We start from the raw sequence: 20164 nt of genomic DNA, 5'->3' as shown, positions 1-20164 counted from the left end.
GTCCAGCGGCAATCCAGCTCGCGCCGGACCGCAGCGAGGAAGACCTCGGCGTACGAGTCGGCGGGGAAGTCGCCCAGGTAGCGGCGACGGGTGGCCCAACGGGCCTCCGCAGCCGGGTCGGTGTCGAGCAGCCGGGTCAGGACGTCGTCGAGACCGGTCAGGTCCCGGCGCAGCACGTAGCCGGCGGCGGCCAGCGGAAAACGTTCGACGAACCGGTCGCCGTCGGTGCCCATGTCGGTCACCGCGTACGGCTTGCCCGAGTAGAGCCAGTCGGAGACCACCCCGGAGACATCGGAGACCAACGCGTCCGCACGGTTGACACAGTCCGCCAGGGTGAGCCGGCTCGCTGCGGCACCGTAGACATGCACCCGGCCGGACCGGGCCCGGTCGGCGGCGAGCAGGTCGTGCAGTCGTGCCAGCTGCCGGGCCGAGGTCGGGTTCTGCGCGGTGTAGGGGTGGGCACGTAACACGACCGTGGCCCCCCGGTCCAGCAGGCGTCGCAGCAGCGGCTCCGCCACCGGCAGCGAGCAGTAGTCGGCGTCGGCGTTGTGCCCGGTCCACGTGGGGGTGTAGAGCACTGTCGGGTTCCGGGGCGGCGCCGGTCGTGAGCACACCTCGATCGCCTCGACCTGGGGGCGGCCGACCACCACGAACTTCTCGGCGGGGATGTCGACTCCGGCGCGGGCGTACCGCTCGATGGCCGCCTCGCCGGCGACGAAGATCCGATCGAAGACCGCCGAGACCGGGTTGGCGCTGGGGGCCTTGTCACTGTCACCGTGATGCAACTGCACGTGGGTGAGTTGGGTGAACCTGATGCAGTGGCTGTTCTTGGCTCCGTGGTTGACGTAGAACGCGACCCGCAGGCTCGGTACCAGGACCTCGTCCATACTGCGGGTGGTGGGGCAGTACACCACCGGGGCGGTGGTGGCCGCCGCCAGCGGGGCCAGGAACTCCGATTCCCGCACCATCACCACGAAAGGGCGACCGATCCGTTCCAGGTACGGCAGCCACATGGTGACCTGGTACTCGGAGCCGGTTGGGGCGGAGAAGTGCAGGACGAACTCGGGTTGGTGCCGGCGTAGCGCCCGGGCGACCACCGACCCGTCGCGCGGCGGCCGGAACCGCCGCCGGGCCAGGTCGAGGGCGACCGCCCCGATCGCGACGCCCACCAGCAGCGTCACCGACAGTCCGACGGTCGCGGGTGACGCCACCAGCGCGGTCAGGGCCAGCAGGGCGAGCAGTGTCGCCACGGCATCCCCGAGCACCACCGCGACCTGCGCCACCCAGGTGCGTACCGGCAGGTTGGCGGCGCGGATCTCCAGGTTCCCGGCTTGGCGCAGCGGAGCGGCGAGCAGCACCAGACCCAGCAGTACCACGGCGGTCCCGGCCAGGGCCGGATCGAAGCCGGCGTCGAGCTGCCGGGCGTAGCCGACGAGCACCGCAGCGGCGATCAGCGTGGTCTCCGCGACGTTGTCGGCTGCGGGCCGCACCCGGCGTTCCCAGACCGTGGCGGCAAGCGCCGTCACGGCCAGGCAGAGCCCCCAGACGGTGGCGCCGGTGAGTGCGACCACCAGGAAGCTCAGGATCGCCCCACCGGTGGCCAGGCTGCGTGCGGCCAACTTCCGGACCAGGTCACCACGCATGTCGGTGTCGCTTTCGCGGTCGGGTGGCGGGACGGTCAGCCGACGGCAGCGACGTCGGCTGACCGGTCGGTCTGGGCGGGTACGGCGACGGCGACGGGTGCCTCGCCCGGCGGCCTGCGGACGTCGATCACCTGACCGGTCAGGTCCGAGATCAGGACGTCGAGCGACGACTGGGCAACCGTCTCGGCGGCGAGCAGCGTGTGCTCGGGTTCGGCGCCGAACGCCTTCGTCCGCATCGGGGTGGCGGTCCGCTCCGGGTTGATGATGTTGACCCGTACGCCGGACTCCGCCCACTCGTCAGCGAGCGCCTGGGTGAGGTTGACCAGGGCGGCCTTGGTCGCGGAGTAGAGCGCGTAGTCGGCCCGACCACGGGTGTACGAGCTGGAGGTGTATAGCAGCAGTTGGCCCTTGGTCTGCTGGAGGTAGGGCAGGGCCTGTCGGGCGACGGTGACCGGGCCGACGAAGTTGACCTGGAGTACCCGGTCGATGGTCTCCTGGTCCATCTCGGCGAGCGCGCCCTTCTCGAGGATTCCGGCGGTGACCACGACGTGGTCGATGCGGCCGGTGGCCTCGAAGGCGGTCCGTAGCGCGGCCTCGACGTCCTCGGGGCGTTCCACGTGGGTGCCGGTGCTGGAGCGGCTGAACGGGAAGACCTGGGCGCCGTAGCGGCGGGCCAGATCGGTGAGGTCGTGACCGATGCCGTAGCTGCCGCCGAAGACGACGATCGTGCGGCCGGAGACCTCCTCGCTGTAGGCGCGGTGGTCGGTCAGCCGGGGCACCTTGGCGGCGGCCAGTTGGAACAGTTTGTCCGCCAGGTGCACGTCGACCGGGTGGGTGACCTTGATGTTCTCGTCCGAGCCGTCGATCACCTTGATCGGGGTCTCGGGGAGGTAGCGCAGCACCACGCCGCAGTCGTCGGTGGCGGCGAAGTTCGGGTCGCCCTCGGCCCGGCGGTACGCCTCCCGGATGGTGCCGGAGCGGAACGCCTGCGGGGTCTGCCCCCGACGTAGCGTGGCCCGCACCGGGATGTCGGTGATGCACTCGTTGGCGTCGACCTGGATGATCGTGTCGGCCGACGGGATGGCCACGTCGACGGCCGCGTAGGTCCACAGCGCGTTCACGCATTCCCGGACGATCCGGCCGCTGAGCAGCGGGCGCACCGCGTCGTGGAAGAGGATGTTGCAGTCGCCCCCACCGACCGCGTCCAGTGCGACCCGGGTGGTGGCGTTGCGGGTGTCACCACCCTCGATCACTTTGGTGACCTTGCGGAAGCCGGCCTTGTCGACGATCTTCTGCGCCTCGGCCACGTGCCCGGCGGCCATCAGCACGATGATCTCGTCGATCTCGGGCGCGGCCTCGAAGACTGCAAGCGTGTGCTCGATGATCGGCTTTCCGGCGATCTTGAGTAGCTGCTTGGGGATGCCCAGACCCAGCCGGGTGCCGGTGCCGCCGGCCAGCACCACCGCCACCGTCCGTGTGGGTCGCCACGGCGCTCGGTCCTGCGGCGTGGGACCCGGATCGGTGGTCTGGTCCTGCGTCATTGCGGTCCTCGCTCTCGGGGTGCATGACTGTCGTGCGTTACATGAACGGAAGGTTCCGCCGACACGGCGACAGAGTGAACCATAACGCGTGGGCCGCGTTGCCCCAACGGGACAACGCGGCCCACAGCGCCGCTCGTTCACCCAAACTCTACTTGCCGTTCGTGAACGCCTCGTAGGCCGCCAGTACCTCGGAGGTCGGGCCGTCCATCCGAACTTCGCCGGATTCCAGCCAGATGGTTCGTTCGCAGGTGTCCCGTACGGAGGAGAGCTGGTGACTGACCAGGAAGACCGTGCCGGCGCTCTCCCGCAGCTCGCGCACCCGTTGCTCGCTGCGCTTGCGGAACGCCTTGTCCCCGGTGGCGAGCGCCTCGTCGATCAGCAGCACGTCGTGCTGTTTCGCGGCGGCGATGGAGAAACGCAGCCGGGCCGACATGCCGGAGGAGTAGGTGCGCATCGGCAGCGAGGCGAAGTCGCCCCGCTGATTGATCCCGGAGAACTCGATGATCTCCGGCACCTTGCGTCGTACCTCGTCCGGTGGCATGCCCATGGCCAGGCAGCCGAGCGTGACGTTGCGTTCGCCCGGCAGGTCGTTGAGCAGGGCGGCGTTCACGCCCAGCAGCGAGGGCTGCCCCTGGGTGTATATGGCCCCCCGCTCCACCGGCAGCAGTCCGGCGATGGCCCGCAGCAGGGTCGACTTGCCGGAGCCGTTGGTGCCGATCAGCCCGATGGCCTCGCCCCGGTACGCGGTGAACGAGACCCCGCGAACCGCGTGCACCTCTCGGACGTTGGGCGCGGAGTTGCGGCTGACCATCCGCTTCAAGGCGGCGACCGCGCTGAGGTTGTTGCCGCTGCCCCCGTGCACCCGGTAGACGACGTGCGCGTCGTCCACGACCACGGTGGGGATCCGTTCCTGGATCTGGGGGAGGGTCATCGTCACATCATTGGACATTTCAAGGTTAACCACGGCCGTACTCCTGTTCGCCACGCCAGAAGTAGAGGTATCCGCCGACGCCTGCGACGAGCGCCCAGCCGAGCGCGATCAGCCAGGTCAGGAGCAGCGAGTCGGTGAGCAGGTGAGTGTTCTCCAGCAGGGAGATCCGGGCCAGCTCGATGTAGACCAGCATGGGGTTGAACTGCACGACGGTGGTGGCCCAGCCCGGCAGGTTCTCGGCGAACAGGTCGACGCTGTAGAGCACGCCGGAGCCGTACATCCAGGCCCGTAGGACGAAGGGCATGACCTGTTTCAGATCGGTTGCCTTCGCGCCCAGCCGGGCCATCACCATGGTGAGCCCGGCGGTGAAGACCGTCTGGACCAGCAACGCCGGCACCAGCATCAGCCAGCTCAGGGTGATCGGCTCACCGGTGACGACCACGATGCCGATCAGCACCACCATCGAGCCGAGCATCTGCTGGAACTGGGTGGCGGTGATGGCCAGCGGCAGGGACGCCCGGGGGAAGTGCAGGGCGCGGATCAGGCCGAGGTTGCCGCTGATCGCCTGGGTGCCGTGCATCAGGCTGGTTTGGGTGAAGTTGAAGATGAACAACCCGGTGGTCAGGTAGGCGATGAAGTTGTCCATGCCCCGGGTCTGTTCGAGCACCAGACCGAAGATCAGGAAGTAGACCGCCGCGTTGGTCAGCGGAGTGAGCACCTGCCACAGTTGCCCGAGGCGGGCGTTGCTGAACGAGGCGGTTAGCTTGGCGTGGGAGTACTCGGAGATGAAGTGCCGGTAGCGCCACAGTTGGCCGCTGTAACGACCGAACGAGGGCCGCTCGCCGGCCACCCGTAGCCCGTGTCGGGCGGCCAGTTGGGCTGGGGTGAGGCCGGAGTCGGGGTCGGCCAGCAGGTTGGCCATGGGGATGGGCGCTCCGATCTGTCGTGCCGGCGTTATGTCTCGCGGTGAGTGAATCTAGCGCGGGTCGGTGTGTGGAGCGCCGCCCCCGGTCGCTGGCTGGACAGTAGTCCGAAATACGTCGGGACGCAACCGTAGCGTCGTTGCGCTAAGCTGTCCCGGTGACAGTCGAGAAGAGTCCCAGGTGACGGCCGAAAAGAGGCGCGCCCCGGCCGGTGCGGCGGTGCTCCGCGATGAGATCACCTCGGCCATCCGTCGCGCCCTCATGCAGGAACTCGCCGCAGTCGGATACGGCCGGCTCTCCATCGAGGCGGTGGCCCGCCGGGCCGGGGTCGGCAAGACCGCGATCTACCGCCGCTGGAACTCGAAGCTCGACCTGGTGCTGGACGTGGTCTCGACTGCCGCGAGCCGGAAGCTGCCGATGCTCGACACCGGCACCCTCGACGGCGACGTCCGGCTGCTCCTGCTGGTCGTCAGCGGGGCACTGGGCCATCCGGTGGCATCGCAGATCATCCCCGACCTGCTCGCCGAGGCGGCGCGTAACCCGCAGATCGCCGGGACTCTGCAGGGCGCGTTGAAGGACTACCAGGACCGCATCGGCAACATCGTCATCGGGCGCGCGGTGGAGCGCGGCGAGCTACCCGGCGGCGCCGACCCGCGGACCGTGGCGGACCTGATAGTCGGGCCGATCTACTGGCGGATGGCCATCGCCCGGTTACCACTGGACCCACCCGAGCTGGACCGGATGGCACGGGCCGCCGTGGCTGCACTGAGAGTGGCCTGCGCCGTGCCGAGCGACGATCGCGTCTGAGGCCGTCCCGAAACCTCGCAGCGGCTGCGGCGTGCCCCGCCGATGACCGACAGTGGCGGGAAATCGGTCCGGATGCCGGTGTGGTGTGTCCGGACCGAAGCCCCACCGTGCCGGATCACCGCCTGGACCTGCACCGGTGCGCGCCCGACCAGTGATTCCTGAACGGCAGACGGACGCACCGTGAACGCTCTTTCTGTCCCCCGTTAACGGCCGGCTAGTATCACATCCCGAACTCGCGAAACAGTCTTGCGATTGGGAGGACTACATGACGGGGCAGCACCCGGCCTTCATACCGCCAGCCCGCCCGATCATCGGCGAAGCCGAGATCGAGGCGGCTGTCAGGGTGTTGCGCAGCGGCAAGGTGGTACAGGGTCCCGAGGTCGCCGCGTTCGAGCAGGAGTTCGGCGAACTCGTGGCCGACCGACACTGTGTCGCCGTCAACTCCGGCACCTCCGCCCTCCAGCTGACCCTGCTGGCGCTCGGCGTCGGCCCGGGCGACGAGGTCATCGTGCCGTCGTTCTCCTTCGCGGCCAGCGCCAACGCGGTGCGACTGGTCGGCGCTGCGCCGATCTTCGTGGACATCGAGTCGGGCAGCTTCTGCCTCGACCCGGAGGCGGTCGCCGCCGCGGTCACCCCGCGGACCGTCGCCATCGTGCCGGTCCACCTGTACGGTCACCCCGCCGCGATGGACCGGATCATGGCGGTGGCGCAGCGGCACGACCTGGCCGTCGTGGAGGACGCCGCCCAGGCCCACGGTGCCAGCCTGAACGGCACCCCGGTCGGCGCATTCGGCACCGCCGGTTGCTTCAGCTTCTATCCCACCAAGAACATGCACTCCCTGGAAGGAGGCATGATCAGCACTGCGGACGCCGGGCTGGCCCGCACCCTGCGGCTGCTACGCAACCAGGGCATGGAGCAGCGGTACGCGAACGAGATCGTCGGGGCCAACATGCGGATGACCGACGTGGCCGCGGCGATCGGCCGGGTACAGCTGACCCAGCTCGCCGAATGGACCGAGCAGCGCCGCGCGAACGCCAAGTACCTCGACTCGAACATCACCGGCATGATCACGCCGCCGGTGGCCGACGCCGCCCGGCACGTCTACCACCAGTACACCGTCCGGGTCCGGGGCGACCGGGACGCCGCCCAGACCCGCCTGCAGGAGCTGGGCATCGGCAATGCCGTCTACTACCCGACCCCGATCCACCGGCTCAAACCGTACCTGGACGAGGACGGCCAGCCCGGCCCCTGGGAACTGCCGGAGACCGAGCGGGCCGCTGCCGAGGTGATCTCACTGCCGGTGCACCCCACGCTGAGCGCCGACGACCTCGATCGGATCGTAGAGGCCGCGAACCTCGCCGGTGGTGCCCGGTGAACCCGCGACACGGCGGCAGACTGCGCGCCGGCCTGATCGGCCTCGGCGCGATGGGCCGCAACCACGCCCGCGTACTCTCCGGGCTGGACGGGGTGGAGCTGGTCGGGATCGTCGAACCGGCGGGTGACCAGGGCGGCCTGTTCCGGGCACCGGTGCTGCCCGACCTCGGCGAACTGCTGGCCCTGGGCATCGACTACGCGGTGATCGCCTGCCCGACCGCACTGCACGAGCAGGTCGGCCTCGAACTCGCCGCACACGGGGTGCCCGCGCTGATCGAGAAACCGATCGCGCAGTCGGTCGAGGCGGCGACCCGCCTGGTCGAGGCGTTCGAGAGCCGTGGGCTGGTGGCCGGGGTCGGCCACATCGAGCGGTACAACCCCGCCCTGCAGAGCCTGCGGAATCGCCTGGAGGCGGGTGAGCTGGGCGAGGTCTACCAGGTGGTGACCCGACGGCAGGGCCCGTTCCCGCACCGCATCGCCGACGTCGGCGTGGTGATGGACCTCGCCACCCACGACATCGACCTGACCAGCTGGGTGACCGGCCGGGAGTACGTCTCGGTGTCGGCCAGGACGGTCTCCCGCAGCGGCCGACTGCACGAGGACATGGTCGCGGTCGTCGGTCAGCTCTCCGACGGCACGATGGTCAACCACCTGGTCAACTGGCTCAGCCCGCTCAAGGAGCGGTCCACGGTCATCACCGGTGAGCGGGGCTGCTTCGTCGCCGACACCCTCACCGCCGACCTGACCTTCTACGCCAACGGCGCGATCGGCACCGAGTGGGAGGCGCTACGGGCCTTCCGCGGCGTCGCCGAGGGGGACATGATCCGCTACGCCATCCCGAAGCGCGAGCCGCTGCTGGTCGAACACGAGCGCTTCCGGGATGCGGTCGAGGGCAAGGAAAGCGACATTGTCACCCTCCGGCAGGGACTGCGCACCGTCGAAGTTGCCGGAATGGCACTGGAGTCGGCGCGCAACGGCGACACTCGCTCTCTTCCGTCTCCCGTCGGCGCGTAGCGCTCGGACGCCTCCCTTGGATAGTTCGCGCTCTCCGGAGCCCATCGGGACAGGACAGTCCATGGAGTTCGACCACCAACCGAATGATCACGGCAATGGGCGGGTCGTGATGCTGGTAGACAGCTCCGTGCGAGGTGATTCCCGGTCCGCGAAGACTGTGCGCTCGATGCGTGAGGCTGGCTGGGAGGTCATCGTGCTCGGCCGGTCGCCCGACGGCCAGCCGCAGACGGCCGAGTGCGAAGGAGCTCCGGTGTACCTCGTGCCCGTGCCGACTCCGTTGCATCGGGAGCGCCACGAACTCCGCAGATCCCTGCTCCGCTGGCCACTCGCGTACCCCAAGACAAAGACCGCGAGTGACCGGGCGCAGCGGCTCGCCGCCTGGCGGGCCGACGTCCGGGTACGGCGGATCGCGTTGCGGTCCGGTTCTCATGGAACCGGTGCGGGGATCGTCGAGCGGTTCCGGCTGGCAGCTTCCGTGCTGGGCATCGGACTGACCGAGCGTGTGGTCGGTCTGCGGTCCCGGCAGACGAAGGCCGCTCAGCAGGGGCGGCGGGTCCTCGACGGCCGGCTCGACCGAATTCACGCGTACGTGTGGCGGACGGTGCGCGGCGACCGGTGCTGGCGCCGTTTGGAGCCGCTGCTCTGGGACTACGAGCTCGCGTTCGCTGAGCCGCTGGACCGGCTCGAGCCGGAACTCATCCACGCCAACGACTTTCGGATGCTCGGCGTCGGCGCACGGGCCGCGTTGCGGGCTCGTGGCGAGGGGCGTGTCGTGAAGCTGGTCTGGGAGGCGCGGGAGTACTTGCCGGGCTTGAAGCCGCGATCCGCCGACGCGCACTGGCGGCTGGCCAACATGGCGCACGAGAGGGAGTACTCCCGGTACGCCGACGCGGTGATAACCGTCTCCGACACACTTGCCGACCTGCTGAAGCGACGCCACCGGCTGTCACGTCAGCCGTACGTGTTACTCAATGCACCGGAGCTGAGTCAGCCGGCCGATGCGGACGGCGGGGCGGCATCGGATGTTCGGCAGCAATGCGGCCTGGCACCTGAGGTGCCGCTGCTCGTCTACAGCGGCGCCGTAGCCGAACAGCGAGGGATCGCAACCATGATCAAGGGTTTGGTCGCGATGAGCGACGTGCACCTGGCCCTGGTGGTGCTGGATCCCTCGGCGGCCTATCTGACGGCACAGCTGTCCAGAGCGGCGGCAATGGGGGTCCGGGAACGGATACATGTGCTGCCCTATGTGCCGCACTGGCAGGTGGTGTCGTTCCTGACGTCGGCCGATGTCGGCGTGATTCCGATCCACCGTTGGCTCAACCACGAGATTTCCCTGATCACGAAGTTCTTCGAGTATTCCCACGCCCGGCTGCCGCTGGTCGTGAGCGATGTCCGGACGATGGCGGAGGCGACCCGGAGAAGCGGGCAGGGCGAGGTGTTCCGGGCCAAGGACGTGGACGACTACGTTCGTGCGGTACGTGCGGTCCTGGCGGATCCACACCGATACCGGGCCGCCTACGAGACTCCGGGCATGCTGGACGAGTGGACTTGGCGCTCCCAGGCGTCCGTACTCGATCGCGTCTACCGCGAATTGGTGCCGGGCCCGACAGGTCCTTCGCTGCGGAAGGAGTCCGTCGATGAGACGGCGGAAACCCGCTGGTCCGCGCAGGCGGCGAGCTGAGCCCCGCCCACGTTCGTAGTGCAGCGAATGGTCCGACGGTACATCGCACAGTCGTTCTGACAGCGGCAGGGCATCGACCGGCCGAAGGCAACAGAGAGGCAGAGAGTCGAAAGATGGAGCTGGACGCGGCAAGGCAGCCGGGCACCCGCGGGCGGGTCGTCATGCTTGTTGATAATGCCGTCAACGGGGACTCCCGGGTGCAGAAGATTGCGCGCTCGGCAGCGGAAGCAGGCTGGGAGGTGACACTGCTCGGCCGATCCCCGGACAAAGACGTGCACACCTGGCAGCTGGGGCAGGCAGAGGTTCGACTGCTGCCGATGTCGAGCCCGCTCAGCACCCGACGTCACCAGTTCCGTCGTAGCTGGATTCGGGGTCCACTCGGCTACCCGCCCAACGGCGTGGCGGCCAACCGCGTACAGCAGATGAAAGCGTGGCAGGCGGACCTGCGGGTCCGCCGGGCCGAACTGGACCTCGCCGCCGCGTCGGGCACGCCGACAGGACTCCGGCGGCAGGTGCTTCGCGCCGAGCTGCTCACCGCCAAGGTGCTCGAACGGTGGGTCCGGCTCCGCCGCAACCAGTCGCAGCGTGCCCGGGAGGCTCGCCAGCGGCTCGACGGCCCGTGGGATCGGCTCTACACCCGCTTCTGGCAGTCCGTCAGAGGTGACCACTCCTGGCGTCGACTGGAACCGGCACTGTGGGACTGGGAACTCGCCTTCGGGAAGGTCGTCGACCGGCTCAAGCCGGACCTGATCCACGCCCACGACTTTCGGATGATCGGTGTCGGTGCCCGTAGCGTACTGCGCGCCCGCTCTGCCGGCCGTACCGTGAAGCTGGTCTGGGATGCGCACGAGTTTCTGCCTGGCATTCGGCCCCGTCGAGACGATGCACGATGGATGCCCGCGCACTGTGCACACGAACGTGAGTACGCCGTGTACGCAGATGCGGTGATGACTGTGTCGGACGGTCTTGCCGAACTGCTTCAGGAGCAGCACGGCCTTGCGGAGCGACCAGAGGTGGTTCTCAACGCGCCCGGCAAGCTCGACAGCCTGGTCGACGCCGATGAGTCGACGCCCGATCTGCGCCAGTTGTGCGGCATCGACGGGGCCACCCCATTGCTGGTTTACAGTGGCGCGGCGGCCGAGCAGCGGGGCATGGGGACCGTGGTCGAGGCGTTGCCGCAACTCGGCGAGGTCCACGCCGCTTTCGTGGTCAACTCGCCGTCCGGCCGTTACACGCGGGGTCTGGTCGCCCGGGCTGAAGAGCTCGGCGTGGCCGACCGGCTGCATGTGCTGCCGTATGTGCCGCACCACCAGGTGGTCTCCTTCCTCGCGGCGGCCACTGTGGGGGTGATCCCGATCCATCACTGGCCGAATCACGAAATCGCCCTGATCACGAAGTTCTTCGAGTACTCGCATGCCCGGCTGCCGATGGTCGTTTCCGACGTACGGACCATGGCCGCGAAAGTTCGGGAGACAGGCCAGGGCGAGGTGTTCACCGCTGAGGACGTAGCCGACTTCGTGCGCGCGGTTCGCGCAGTGTTGGCCGACCCGGCGCGCTACCGCGCCGCCTACGACCGGCCCGGCCTCCTGGAGCAGTGGACGTGGGAGGCGCAGGCGCAGGTGCTGGACAGGTTGTACTCCCGCCTGCTGCCCGATCGGCTCGCGTCGACCCCGGACGCGGATCTGACCGTCGAGGCGACCTCACTCTCGGTCGGAGCGCCCGGGTGAACCAGCCAGACGTGACCGTCGTCGTCGCCGTCTACAACACCATGCCGTACCTCACGGACTGCCTGGAGTCGCTGGTCGGGCAGAGCATCGGCCTGGAGCGGCTCGAAGTGGTCGCGGTGGACGACGGCTCGACCGACGGCAGTGGTGAGGAACTGGATAGCTACGCCAAGCGGTACCCGGGCACTGTCACCGTGCTGCACCAGCCCAACTCGGGAGGCCCGGCGGGGCCGAGCAACCGGGCCTTGGAGGTCGCGCAGGGGCGTTACGTCTTCTTCATCGGCTCGGATGACCACCTGGGACCGGAGGCGTTGGAACGACTGGTGGACGCCGCCGACCGGTGGGGTTCGGACGTGGTGCTCGGCCGGATGGTCGGCACCAACAACCGCTACGTGCACCAGGCCATCTACGCCAGCACCGAGGAGCAGGTCGACCTGTTCGACAGCGACCTGCCTTGGTCGCTGTCGAACACCAAGCTGTTCCGGCGAGACCTGATCGAGCGGCACGGCCTGCGGTTCCGCGAGGACATGCGGATGGGCAGCGACCAGCCCTTCACCCTGGAGGCGTGCGTACGCGCCGGGCGAATCTCGGTCCTGGCCGACTACGTCTACTACTACGCAGTCAAACGGGACAACGCGCAGAACATCACCTATGCGAGTCGGTTCGAGGAGCGGCTGCGCTGCGCCGAGGAGCTGATCGACTTCGTCGTCGGGCTGATCGAGCCCGGGCCCCGACGCGACGCGATCCTGCTACGGAACTTCAGCTGGGAGGTGGCCAAGCTGCTCCGGGCAGAGTTCCTCGAACTCGAACCGGTTCTGCAGGAGCAGGCCCACCAACGAATCCGTCGGCTGCTCGTGAGCTACCTGACCGACGGCATCCGGCACCGCCTCGCGGCCGCTGTCCGGTTACGCCTGCTGGCCGCCCGACACGGCGACCTGCACCACCTTCGTCAGTTGATCAGCCAGCAGAGGGACAAGTCACTACCCGAGCTGACCATCGTCGGTGACCGCTGCTACGCCCACTACTTCGGCTTCCGTGACCCGGAACTGGGCTTTCCGGACGAGTGGTACGACGTCACCGAGCGGGCTGCCAAGCTGGCGGTCAAGCTCAGCGTCACCGACCTGGCCTGGGGACGCGACGAAACCGGTGCAAAGACGTTCGTGGTCACGGCGCACAGCCACGGGGCACACCTGGCCGGGTTCACGCCGGAGGCGGTGGAGGTCAGCATCGGCGAGCTGCCGGCCGTCGTCACGCTGCGTCCGGGCGGGCCCGGTACCGTCGTACGGGCGCAATGGCCACTGAACCAGTTGCTCACCCTCGGTGTACCGGGTGGAGAGCCGCGCAAGGTCGAGGTCAAGCTCAGCGTGCTGGGTGGGGCGGCCACCACGTCGCTGCGGGCGGAGGGACGCCTCGCAGTGCCTCGCCGGGCGGCATGGCACGGATTCCGCTTGTGCCTGGTCACGCCCTACACGGACAGCAAACACCGGATCAAGTTGATGATCACGTCTGTCACGCCGCGCCGGACAGTCGCCCGTTTGGCCACCAAGTGGTCGTCGAGAGGAAAGTAGTCCCATGAACATCTGCGTCGTCGCCCTCGGGAAGATCGGCTTGCCGTTGGCCGTGCAGTTCGCCGCCAAGGGACACCGGGTGGTCGGCGCCGACGTCTCCGAGCGGGTCGTCGAGCTGGTCAACGACGGGGCCGTACCGTTTCCGGGCGAGGCGGACCTGGACGTCAGGCTGAAGGAGGTGGTGGCCGCCGGTCTGCTGTCGGCGACCACCGACACCACCGCAGCGGTGGCTGGTGCCGAGGCGGTCGTGGTGGTCGTGCCGCTCTTCGTCGACGCTGACGGCGTACCGGACTTCGGTTGGATGGACGATGCCACCCGGGCCATCGCCGCAGGTCTGAAGCCGGGCACCCTCGTCAGCTACGAGACCACGCTGCCGGTCGGTACGACCAGGGGCCGCTGGGCGCCGATGCTGGCGGAGGGTTCCGGGCTCACCGCCGGTACGGACTTCCACCTGGTCTTCAGTCCGGAGCGGGTGCTCACCGGCCGGGTCTTCGCCGACCTGCGCCGGTATCCGAAGCTGGTCGGTGGCCTCGACGAGGCGTCCGGCGAGCACGGTGTGCGCTTCTACGAGGCGGTGCTGGACTTCGACGAGCGGCCCGACCTGACCCGCCCGAACGGTGTCTGGGACCTGGGCTCGGCCGAGGCGTCCGAGCTGGCGAAGCTGGCGGAGACGACGTACCGGGACGTCAACATCGGCCTGGCGAACCAGTTCGCCCGGTTCGCCGACACGGTGGGCGTCGACGTCATGAAGGTGATCGAGGCGTGCAACACCCAGCCGTACAGCCACATCCACTCTCCGGGCATCGCTGTCGGCGGGCACTGCATCCCGGTCTATCCACGCATGTACCTGTGGAACGACCCGACGGCCACCGTGGTGCGCTCGGCCCGGGAAGCCAACGTCGCCATGCCGGAGTACGCCGTCGATCTGCTGGCCGCCGCCTACGGCGACCTGACCGGCGTCGGTGTGCTGGTGCTCGGGGCTGCCTACCGGGGCGGTGTCAAGGAGACCGCATTCTCCGGTGTCTTCCCGACGGTGCAGGCGCTACACCGGCGAGGCGCGAAGCCGTACGTCAGCGACCCGATGTACACGAACGAGGAACTGGTGGCGCACGGTCTGCCGGGCTACCACGGTGAGCCGGTCAGTGCCGCCGTCGTCCAGGCCGACCACGCCGAGTACCGGACGCTCGGCTCCGCTGATCTGCCCGGTGTGACGGTGCTGGTCGACGGACGCCGGGTCACTGAACCATCCAGGTGGCCGAATGTCCGTCGGGTGGTCATCGGCGGCTGAGGCAGCCGTACCGGGGCCCGGCGGCTACCGCCCGGGCCCCGGCCCTACCCAGGTCAGCGACCCTGCCGGGGCGGGTTGTCCGGGTCCCGCGAGACGATCTCGCCTCGCTCGTCGACCCAGCCCTTCGGCCGGGCCGGGTTGCCCGCGACCAGTTGGTAGGGCGCAACGTCCCGGGTGACCACCGAACCGGCCGCGATCATCGCGTACTCGCCGACCTCGACGCCACAGACCAGGGTGGCGTTCGCGCCGATCGAGGCACCACGGCGTACCACCGTGGGAGTGATCTTCCAGTCCGGGTTCTGGGCACGGGGCCGCAGGTCATTGGTGAAGACCGCGCACGGGCCGACGAACACCTCGTCCTCCAGGAGCACCCCCTGGTAGACGGAGACGTTGTTCTGGATCTTGACGAGATCGCCGACCGTCACGCCCGCGTCGACATAGACGTTACGGCCGATGACGCAGCCGGCGCCGACCCGGGCCGACGATCGGATGTGGGCCAGATGCCACACCTTGGTGCCGTCGCCGACCGTGGCTCCGGGCTCGACGTCGGCGGTGGGATGGACGAAGACGGAGGGCGGGTTCGTGTCAGTCAACTTCAGGTCCCATCGGGTGTGCACGGTCTGGCGGAACTCGGCGCAGCATACCGGGCCGGTGACGACCGGGATCGTGCCCGAATCCGTTTACGCTGCTTGCCGATCCGCCGGCACCATCAGCAGCGCACGCGCAGGGTACGCGCCGAACTGGACCCGCCCGTACGACGACAAGGACGTCCCGTGTCGATGACCGACCAGGTTGCCACCTCCCCGGCGGCGATCGACGAACCCTCCGCTTTCGGCCGGTCTTGGCCCGTCGTCGGCCGGCTCGGTGCGGTCGTCGCCGGGCTGCCCGCAGCGCTGACCGACGGGGCCGTCCTGGTGTTCGCGCTCTGGACGCTGCTGTACCACGCCGCACTCCCGCTCGGCCTCGCCCCGTCGTGGACGTTCCGGGTCTGGTTGGTGACCAGCCTGGTGTCGGCTCTGCTCGTCCCGCTGATCCGGTGGCGCCACCGACGTGGTGTGCCAGCAGACCCGGTCGGCGCACCGGACACGATGGACGCAGCGCCGGATGCGACAGGCTCGGGTCCGGCGTCCGGCGCCGATCCGGCGGCGGCACGTACCGGCCGGACAGCGGTCGCCCGGCGTACGTTGACGGTACTGGTCCTGGTCTTCGGCACCATCGCGGCGGTCACCGCCGGGCTGGCCGGTACGCCGACCGGTGCCGACCTGACCTGGTGGGTGCCGGCCTCGGCCGGAACGACGGCGGCTACAGGTCTGGTTCTGCTGGCCTGGCGGACCCGACGGGAAACTGCGGCGATCCGGCCGCCGGGAACGACCGGCTGGCAGTCGGCGTACGCGCTGCTGACCGCCGGGGGTGCTGCCGCCGCCTCGCTCATCCTGGCGCGTAGCACCCCGGACGACATCTACTACGTGGGGCGATCGGTGTGGGTCGCCGAACGCGACGACGTCCCGCTCAACGACTTCCTGTTCAGCGAGAACGTGCTGCCGGCGATGGCGTCCCAACCGCCGATCGCGAGCATCGAGGTACTGGCCGGCGCGTTGGCCCGTTTCCTCGGCATCTCCGCTGCCTCGGCGACCTGGTACCTGCTGCTGCCGGTCATGGCGGTGCTCGCCGTGCTGGCTCTCTGGCGGCTGGTCCAGCGCTGGGCGCCGCGGCGTCCGGTGCTCGCCTTCACCGTCGCCATCGCCTTCCTCGCGTTGGTCTGCGGCCCCGACGCCGCCCTGGGCAACTTTCACCTACCCCGGCTGTACCAGGGCAAGGGCATGTTCGTCTCCGCGGTCGTGCCGTTGATGTGGCTCTACCTCACCCGCTGGTTCGACGACCGGTCCCGGTGGGGACTGCTGTTGATCACCGCGCTGTCGATCACCGCTACCGGGCTCACCACCACGGCGGCGATCGTCCTGCCGCTGCTGGTGGGCGGGGCGGGGCTGATGATGCTGCTGGTGGGTCGATGGAGATCGGCGCTCGCCGTCGGTGCCGCCGCGCTCACCTACCCGATCGGCGCGGTGGTGGTCACGCAGCTGACTCTCGGCTCGGCCAACGAGGCCGCCGCCGACGTCAACTTCTACGACGCCGCGCACACGTACCGTCGGACGTTCGAGGTCGGCATCGTCGGCGTGATCGGTGGACTCGCGCTGTGGTGCGGGCCGCTGCTGGCCCGCCGCGGCAGTCCGGCGTTACTGGCGGCCGGCGGCACCGTCACGCTGAGCGTGCTGCTGGTGCCCGGGGTGCTGGAGTGGCTCAGCGCGCTCACCGGCATCTCCGTGGTGCTGTGGCGGGTGTCGTGGTTGTTCGCCCTGCCGGCGCTCATCGGTCTGCTGTGCACGGTCTGGTTGCCGACCCGGCTGTCGGCGGTGCGGGCGCTGACCGGTGTGGTGCTGGCCGGCGCGATGGTGGCCTCGTTCGCCGCCTACGCGGTGCCGATGTGGGACGAGCGCAGCGGGGTGCTGGTACACGACGGGCCGACCTGGAAGATCCGCACGAAACAGCTGGCCATCGCGAGGTTCGTCGTGGGTCTCGACCGACCGGACGGCCTGGTGTTGGCCCCGGCGAGCATCATGCGGACCATCCCGCTGCTGACGACCCGGACCCGGGTGGTCCTGCCGCGTGACTTCTTCCTGATCGAGTACGACCTCGATTCGCAGTTCTCCCAGGACCGGTTGCTGGTGACCCGGTTCGCCAACGGGGGCCCGGCCGCCCAGCGGCCCGCCGCCGAGGAGGTGGGCGCCGCGCTGAAGCGGCTGGACGTGGGCACGATCTGCGTGTACAGCCAGAACCGTTACGCCCGGCAGACCGGTGAAGAGTTCGGCTACACCACGTTCGCCAGTCGGAGGGCGGATCCGCCCGTGCACCCGAACGCCGTCACCTGCCTTCGTCGCGGGTGAGCCGACACCCGGGCGTCACCACGTCGATGTCTCGCGTTAAGGTCGCTGCTGCGCTGCTGCGCTGCTGCCGGGACGCGGCCGGCCGTCGATCTCGATAGGGAGAGCCACCCCTTGTTCGGCATGTTGACTGTGCGCGTCGGAGTGGCGGCGCGCGGGGCCCTACTGGTGGGGGCGTACCTCCTCCTGCTCGTCACCGGCGCGCTCGGCCAGGTCGCCGCGTTCGTGGTCGCCGCCCTGGCGGCGGTACTCGGGGAGTTCGCCGTGCAGCGGTGGTCACCGGCCACCGCGACGCTGCTGGGGAAGGCGGGCCTCGGTCTGGGCTACCGCCAGCTGGCCCGCGACGTGTCCGTCGTGCTGCTGGTCGTCGCCCAGGTCACGCCGACCGGCGGCGCACTGACCCTGCTGCTCCTGTTGCCCACCCTGGTGTGGGTGATCGCTGTCTTCGCGGGAGCGTTCGAGCGGATCATCGACCGGCGTAGTCCTGGCGGTTCGATGGTGCGCAACATCGACCTGGGGCGGCTCGGTGGGGGGCCGCAGCTGCCCCGGTGGGCCGTGGCGCTCAGCGGCGACCGGCTGCCATGGGTGAACGCGCTGCTCGTGCCGGCGGCGGTGGCCGCCGCCCTTGCCGGCACGGTGACGCCCGTCCACCTGGCCGGCGTGATCGCCGTCGGGTCGGCCGCCGTGGTCGGCGCGATGCTCGCCTGGATCTGGCTGCAGGGCCGGGGCACCGGGCACGGCCACCGGTTGTCGGCGGTGCAGCGGTGGCTCGACAGCTACCGTCCGGAGGTCGCCCTCTACTTCGCCGGGCCCGGGAAGGACATCTACCAGGCCAACATGTGGCTCGCACCGATCGAGGCGGTGGACCGGCCGACGGTGGTCTTCCTCCGTAACCGGGCGGCCCTGGCGGAGCTGGCCGACACCCGGCTGCCGGTGGTCTGCGTGCCGCCCGGTGCGGATTTCATGAATCTCGGCAAGACGAGCATCCGGGTGGCCCTGTATCCCGCCAACGCCGGGGAGAACATCCACATGCTGCGGGAGCCCGGTGTGCGGCACGTCTTCGTCGGTCACGGCGACAGCGACAAAGCCGCCAGCGTCAATCCGTTCTGCAAGGTCTACGACGAGGTCTGGGTCGCCGGCCCGGCCGGCCGGGAACGTTTCGCCCGCGCCGGGACCGGTGTACGGGACGTGAACGTGGTGGAGATCGGTCGGCCGCAACTGGCCGGTCTGCGTACCGCCGCCGGGTCCGCCGAACGCACCTTCACCGTGCTCTACGCACCCACCTGGGAAGGTTGGCTCGCCAACGACCCCTTCCACACCTCGGTGCTGTCGATGGGGGAGCGGATCGTCGCCGAACTGCTGTCGATCCGGCCGGAGGTCCGGCTGATCTACAAGCCGCATCCGCTCACCGGAAGTCGGTCGGGGCGGGTCCGGGCGGCACACGAGCGGATCGTGCAGCGCATCCGGGCCGCCGGTGGCGACGTCGACGCGAGCAACCTGGACGGGCCGGCCCACCGGGTCGTCACCGGTGCTGTGCCGGCACTCTTCGACTGCTTCAACCAGACCGACCTGCTGGTCAGCGACGTGTCGAGCGTGGTGTCGGACTTCGTGCAGAGCCAGCGACCGTACGTGGTGGCAAACCCCGGTGGGCTACCCGAGGACGAGTTCCGACGTTCCTTCCCGACCTCCCGGGCGGCGTACCTGCTGGCCGCGGACTGTGCGGAGCTGAAGGAAATCGTCGCGGTGACGCGGGCCGGTGACGATCCGATGACCGGGGCCCGCCGGGAGCTGAAGACCTACCTGCTCGGCCCGGCCGACGCCAACCCGTTGGACCGGCTCGCCGAGGAGGTCGGTCGGCTCTGCCGCTGACCTCCATCGTCCGCCGGATAGCGTCGATCGAGGACCACGACCTCACCGTCCGGTGCCCGGCGGCACCGACCGGGCCGACGACCCCGACACGCCGCCGGAGCACCTGCGGTACGTACCTTGGCCGCCCCGGGCCTGTGCACCGGGCCGCTCGTCTGCAACCATCTGGTCGCAGATAGTCGAGCAAACCGAACGGGGAGGCCGGGTGCGCATCCTGCTGGTCGAGGACGACCGACGGGTGGCCGCCGCACTGTTGTCGGCCCTGACCCGACGCGGATACGAGGTGGAGCACGCCGCCACCGTCGCCGCCGCGCTCTCCGCCGCCCCCTGTGACCTGGTGCTGCTCGACCTCACCCTGCCCGATGGCGACGGCACCGACGTGTGCCGGCAGCTGCGGCGGCGCAGCAACCAACTCGGCATCATCGCCGTGACGGCCCGCGGCGAGGAACGCGACCGGGTGCTCGGCCTACGGATCGGCGCGGACGACTACGTGGTCAAGCCTTTCTCGATGGTGGAGCTCCAGGCCCGCATCGAGGCGGTGTTGCGGCGGGCCGCGCACGCGGCGCCGGAGCGCAATCTGATCGAGGTCGGGTCGGTGTACATCGACGTGGCGGCCCGTACCGTTGCGGTGGCCGGGCGGTCGGTGTCACTGACCCGCAAGGAGTTCGACGTCCTGCTCTCGTTGGCCCGGCAACCCGGGGTCGCAGTGGCCCGCGACCGGATCCTGCTCGACGCCTGGGGCACCACGTTCGCCGATCGGCACACCGTCGAGGTGCACGTCGGGTCGCTGCGCGGCAAGCTCGGCGACCCGCGGCTGGTGGAGACCGTCCGCGGCGTCGGCTACCGGCTTCGGGGCGAGTGAGGA

14 protein-coding genes and 1 pseudogene are annotated in these 20164 nt (G+C 69.5%); 10 read left to right on the top strand and 5 right to left on the bottom strand.

The genetic code is table 11. The features are described from left to right. Positions 1-11: 11 nt before the first annotated feature. The 4 genes and pseudogenes from HCA58_RS10745 to HCA58_RS10730 all read right to left on the bottom strand — a co-directional run. Positions 12-1643: pseudogene (locus HCA58_RS10745) on the bottom strand (CDP-glycerol glycerophosphotransferase family protein); the annotation flags it as partial. A gap of 35 nt (positions 1644-1678) precedes the next feature. Next, on the bottom strand, positions 1679-3184 hold the full coding sequence (locus HCA58_RS10740) for a bifunctional cytidylyltransferase/SDR family oxidoreductase (protein ID WP_169597631.1): 1506 nt from the start codon (positions 3182-3184) through the stop codon (positions 1679-1681). A gap of 148 nt (positions 3185-3332) precedes the next feature. Next, the gene (locus HCA58_RS10735) at positions 3333-4115 is read right to left on the bottom strand and encodes an ABC transporter ATP-binding protein (RefSeq protein ID WP_240955939.1); all 783 of its coding nucleotides are present in this window, start codon (positions 4113-4115) and stop codon (positions 3333-3335) included. Between the two features lie 25 nt (positions 4116-4140). After that, a complete protein-coding gene (locus HCA58_RS10730) occupies positions 4141-5037 on the bottom strand; it encodes an ABC transporter permease (protein ID WP_169597629.1) in 897 nt (298 codons plus the stop codon). 181 nt (positions 5038-5218) lie between these two features. Here HCA58_RS10730 and HCA58_RS10725 point away from each other — a divergent pair, with 181 nt between their 5' ends. From HCA58_RS10725 to HCA58_RS10695, 7 genes are all read left to right on the top strand, one after another. After that, complete coding sequence (locus HCA58_RS10725) at positions 5219-5845, top strand: TetR/AcrR family transcriptional regulator (protein WP_169597628.1); 627 nt, start codon at positions 5219-5221, stop codon at positions 5843-5845. Between the two features lie 265 nt (positions 5846-6110). Next, positions 6111-7220, top strand: a complete 1110-nt coding sequence (locus HCA58_RS10720; RefSeq protein ID WP_169597627.1) for a DegT/DnrJ/EryC1/StrS family aminotransferase — start codon at positions 6111-6113, stop codon at positions 7218-7220. After that, complete coding sequence (locus HCA58_RS10715) at positions 7217-8233, top strand: Gfo/Idh/MocA family oxidoreductase (RefSeq protein WP_346775950.1); 1017 nt, start codon at positions 7217-7219, stop codon at positions 8231-8233. Before HCA58_RS10720 ends, HCA58_RS10715 begins: the two co-directional genes overlap by 4 nt. Positions 8234-8483: 250 nt before the next feature. Further along, entirely contained in the window at positions 8484-9914 is a 1431-nt protein-coding gene (locus tag HCA58_RS10710; protein WP_169597489.1) for a glycosyltransferase, read from the top strand. Between the two features lie 161 nt (positions 9915-10075). Continuing rightward, entirely contained in the window at positions 10076-11641 is a 1566-nt protein-coding gene (locus HCA58_RS10705; RefSeq protein WP_169597694.1) for a glycosyltransferase, read from the top strand. Next, on the top strand, positions 11638-13206 hold the full coding sequence (locus HCA58_RS10700; RefSeq protein ID WP_169597626.1) for a glycosyltransferase: 1569 nt from the start codon (positions 11638-11640) through the stop codon (positions 13204-13206). The genes HCA58_RS10705 and HCA58_RS10700 overlap by 4 nt, the downstream gene beginning before the upstream one ends. 4 nt (positions 13207-13210) lie before the next feature. After that, positions 13211-14494 carry a nucleotide sugar dehydrogenase gene (locus tag HCA58_RS10695; RefSeq protein WP_169597625.1) on the top strand — a complete coding sequence of 428 codons (1284 nt, stop codon included), beginning with the start codon at positions 13211-13213 and terminating at the stop codon, positions 14492-14494. A 53-nt stretch (positions 14495-14547) separates the two neighbouring features. Here HCA58_RS10695 and HCA58_RS10690 read toward each other — a convergent pair whose 3' ends face one another. After that, positions 14548-15087, bottom strand: a complete 540-nt coding sequence (locus HCA58_RS10690) for an acyltransferase (RefSeq protein ID WP_169597624.1) — start codon at positions 15085-15087, stop codon at positions 14548-14550. A 186-nt stretch (positions 15088-15273) separates the two neighbouring features. On the opposite strand from HCA58_RS10690, the gene HCA58_RS10685 reads away from it, so the two are divergent. The 3 genes from HCA58_RS10685 (at position 15274) to HCA58_RS10675 (ending at position 20161) form a co-directional block, all read left to right on the top strand. After that, positions 15274-17436, top strand: a complete 2163-nt coding sequence (locus HCA58_RS10685) for a DUF6077 domain-containing protein (protein ID WP_169597623.1) — start codon at positions 15274-15276, stop codon at positions 17434-17436. Positions 17437-17556: 120 nt separating this feature from the next. Continuing rightward, positions 17557-19302, top strand: coding sequence for a CDP-glycerol glycerophosphotransferase family protein (locus HCA58_RS10680; protein ID WP_169597622.1), 1746 nt, complete (start codon positions 17557-17559; stop codon positions 19300-19302). Positions 19303-19504: 202 nt separating this feature from the next. Next, entirely contained in the window at positions 19505-20161 is a 657-nt protein-coding gene (locus HCA58_RS10675; protein WP_169597621.1) for a response regulator transcription factor, read from the top strand. Positions 20162-20164: the final 3 nt, after the last annotated feature.

It is taken from the genome of Micromonospora sp. HNM0581 (assembly GCF_012726175.1).
GTDB lineage: Bacteria > Actinomycetota > Actinomycetes > Mycobacteriales > Micromonosporaceae > Micromonospora.
This window is presented reverse-complemented; position numbering and strand designations above follow the sequence as displayed.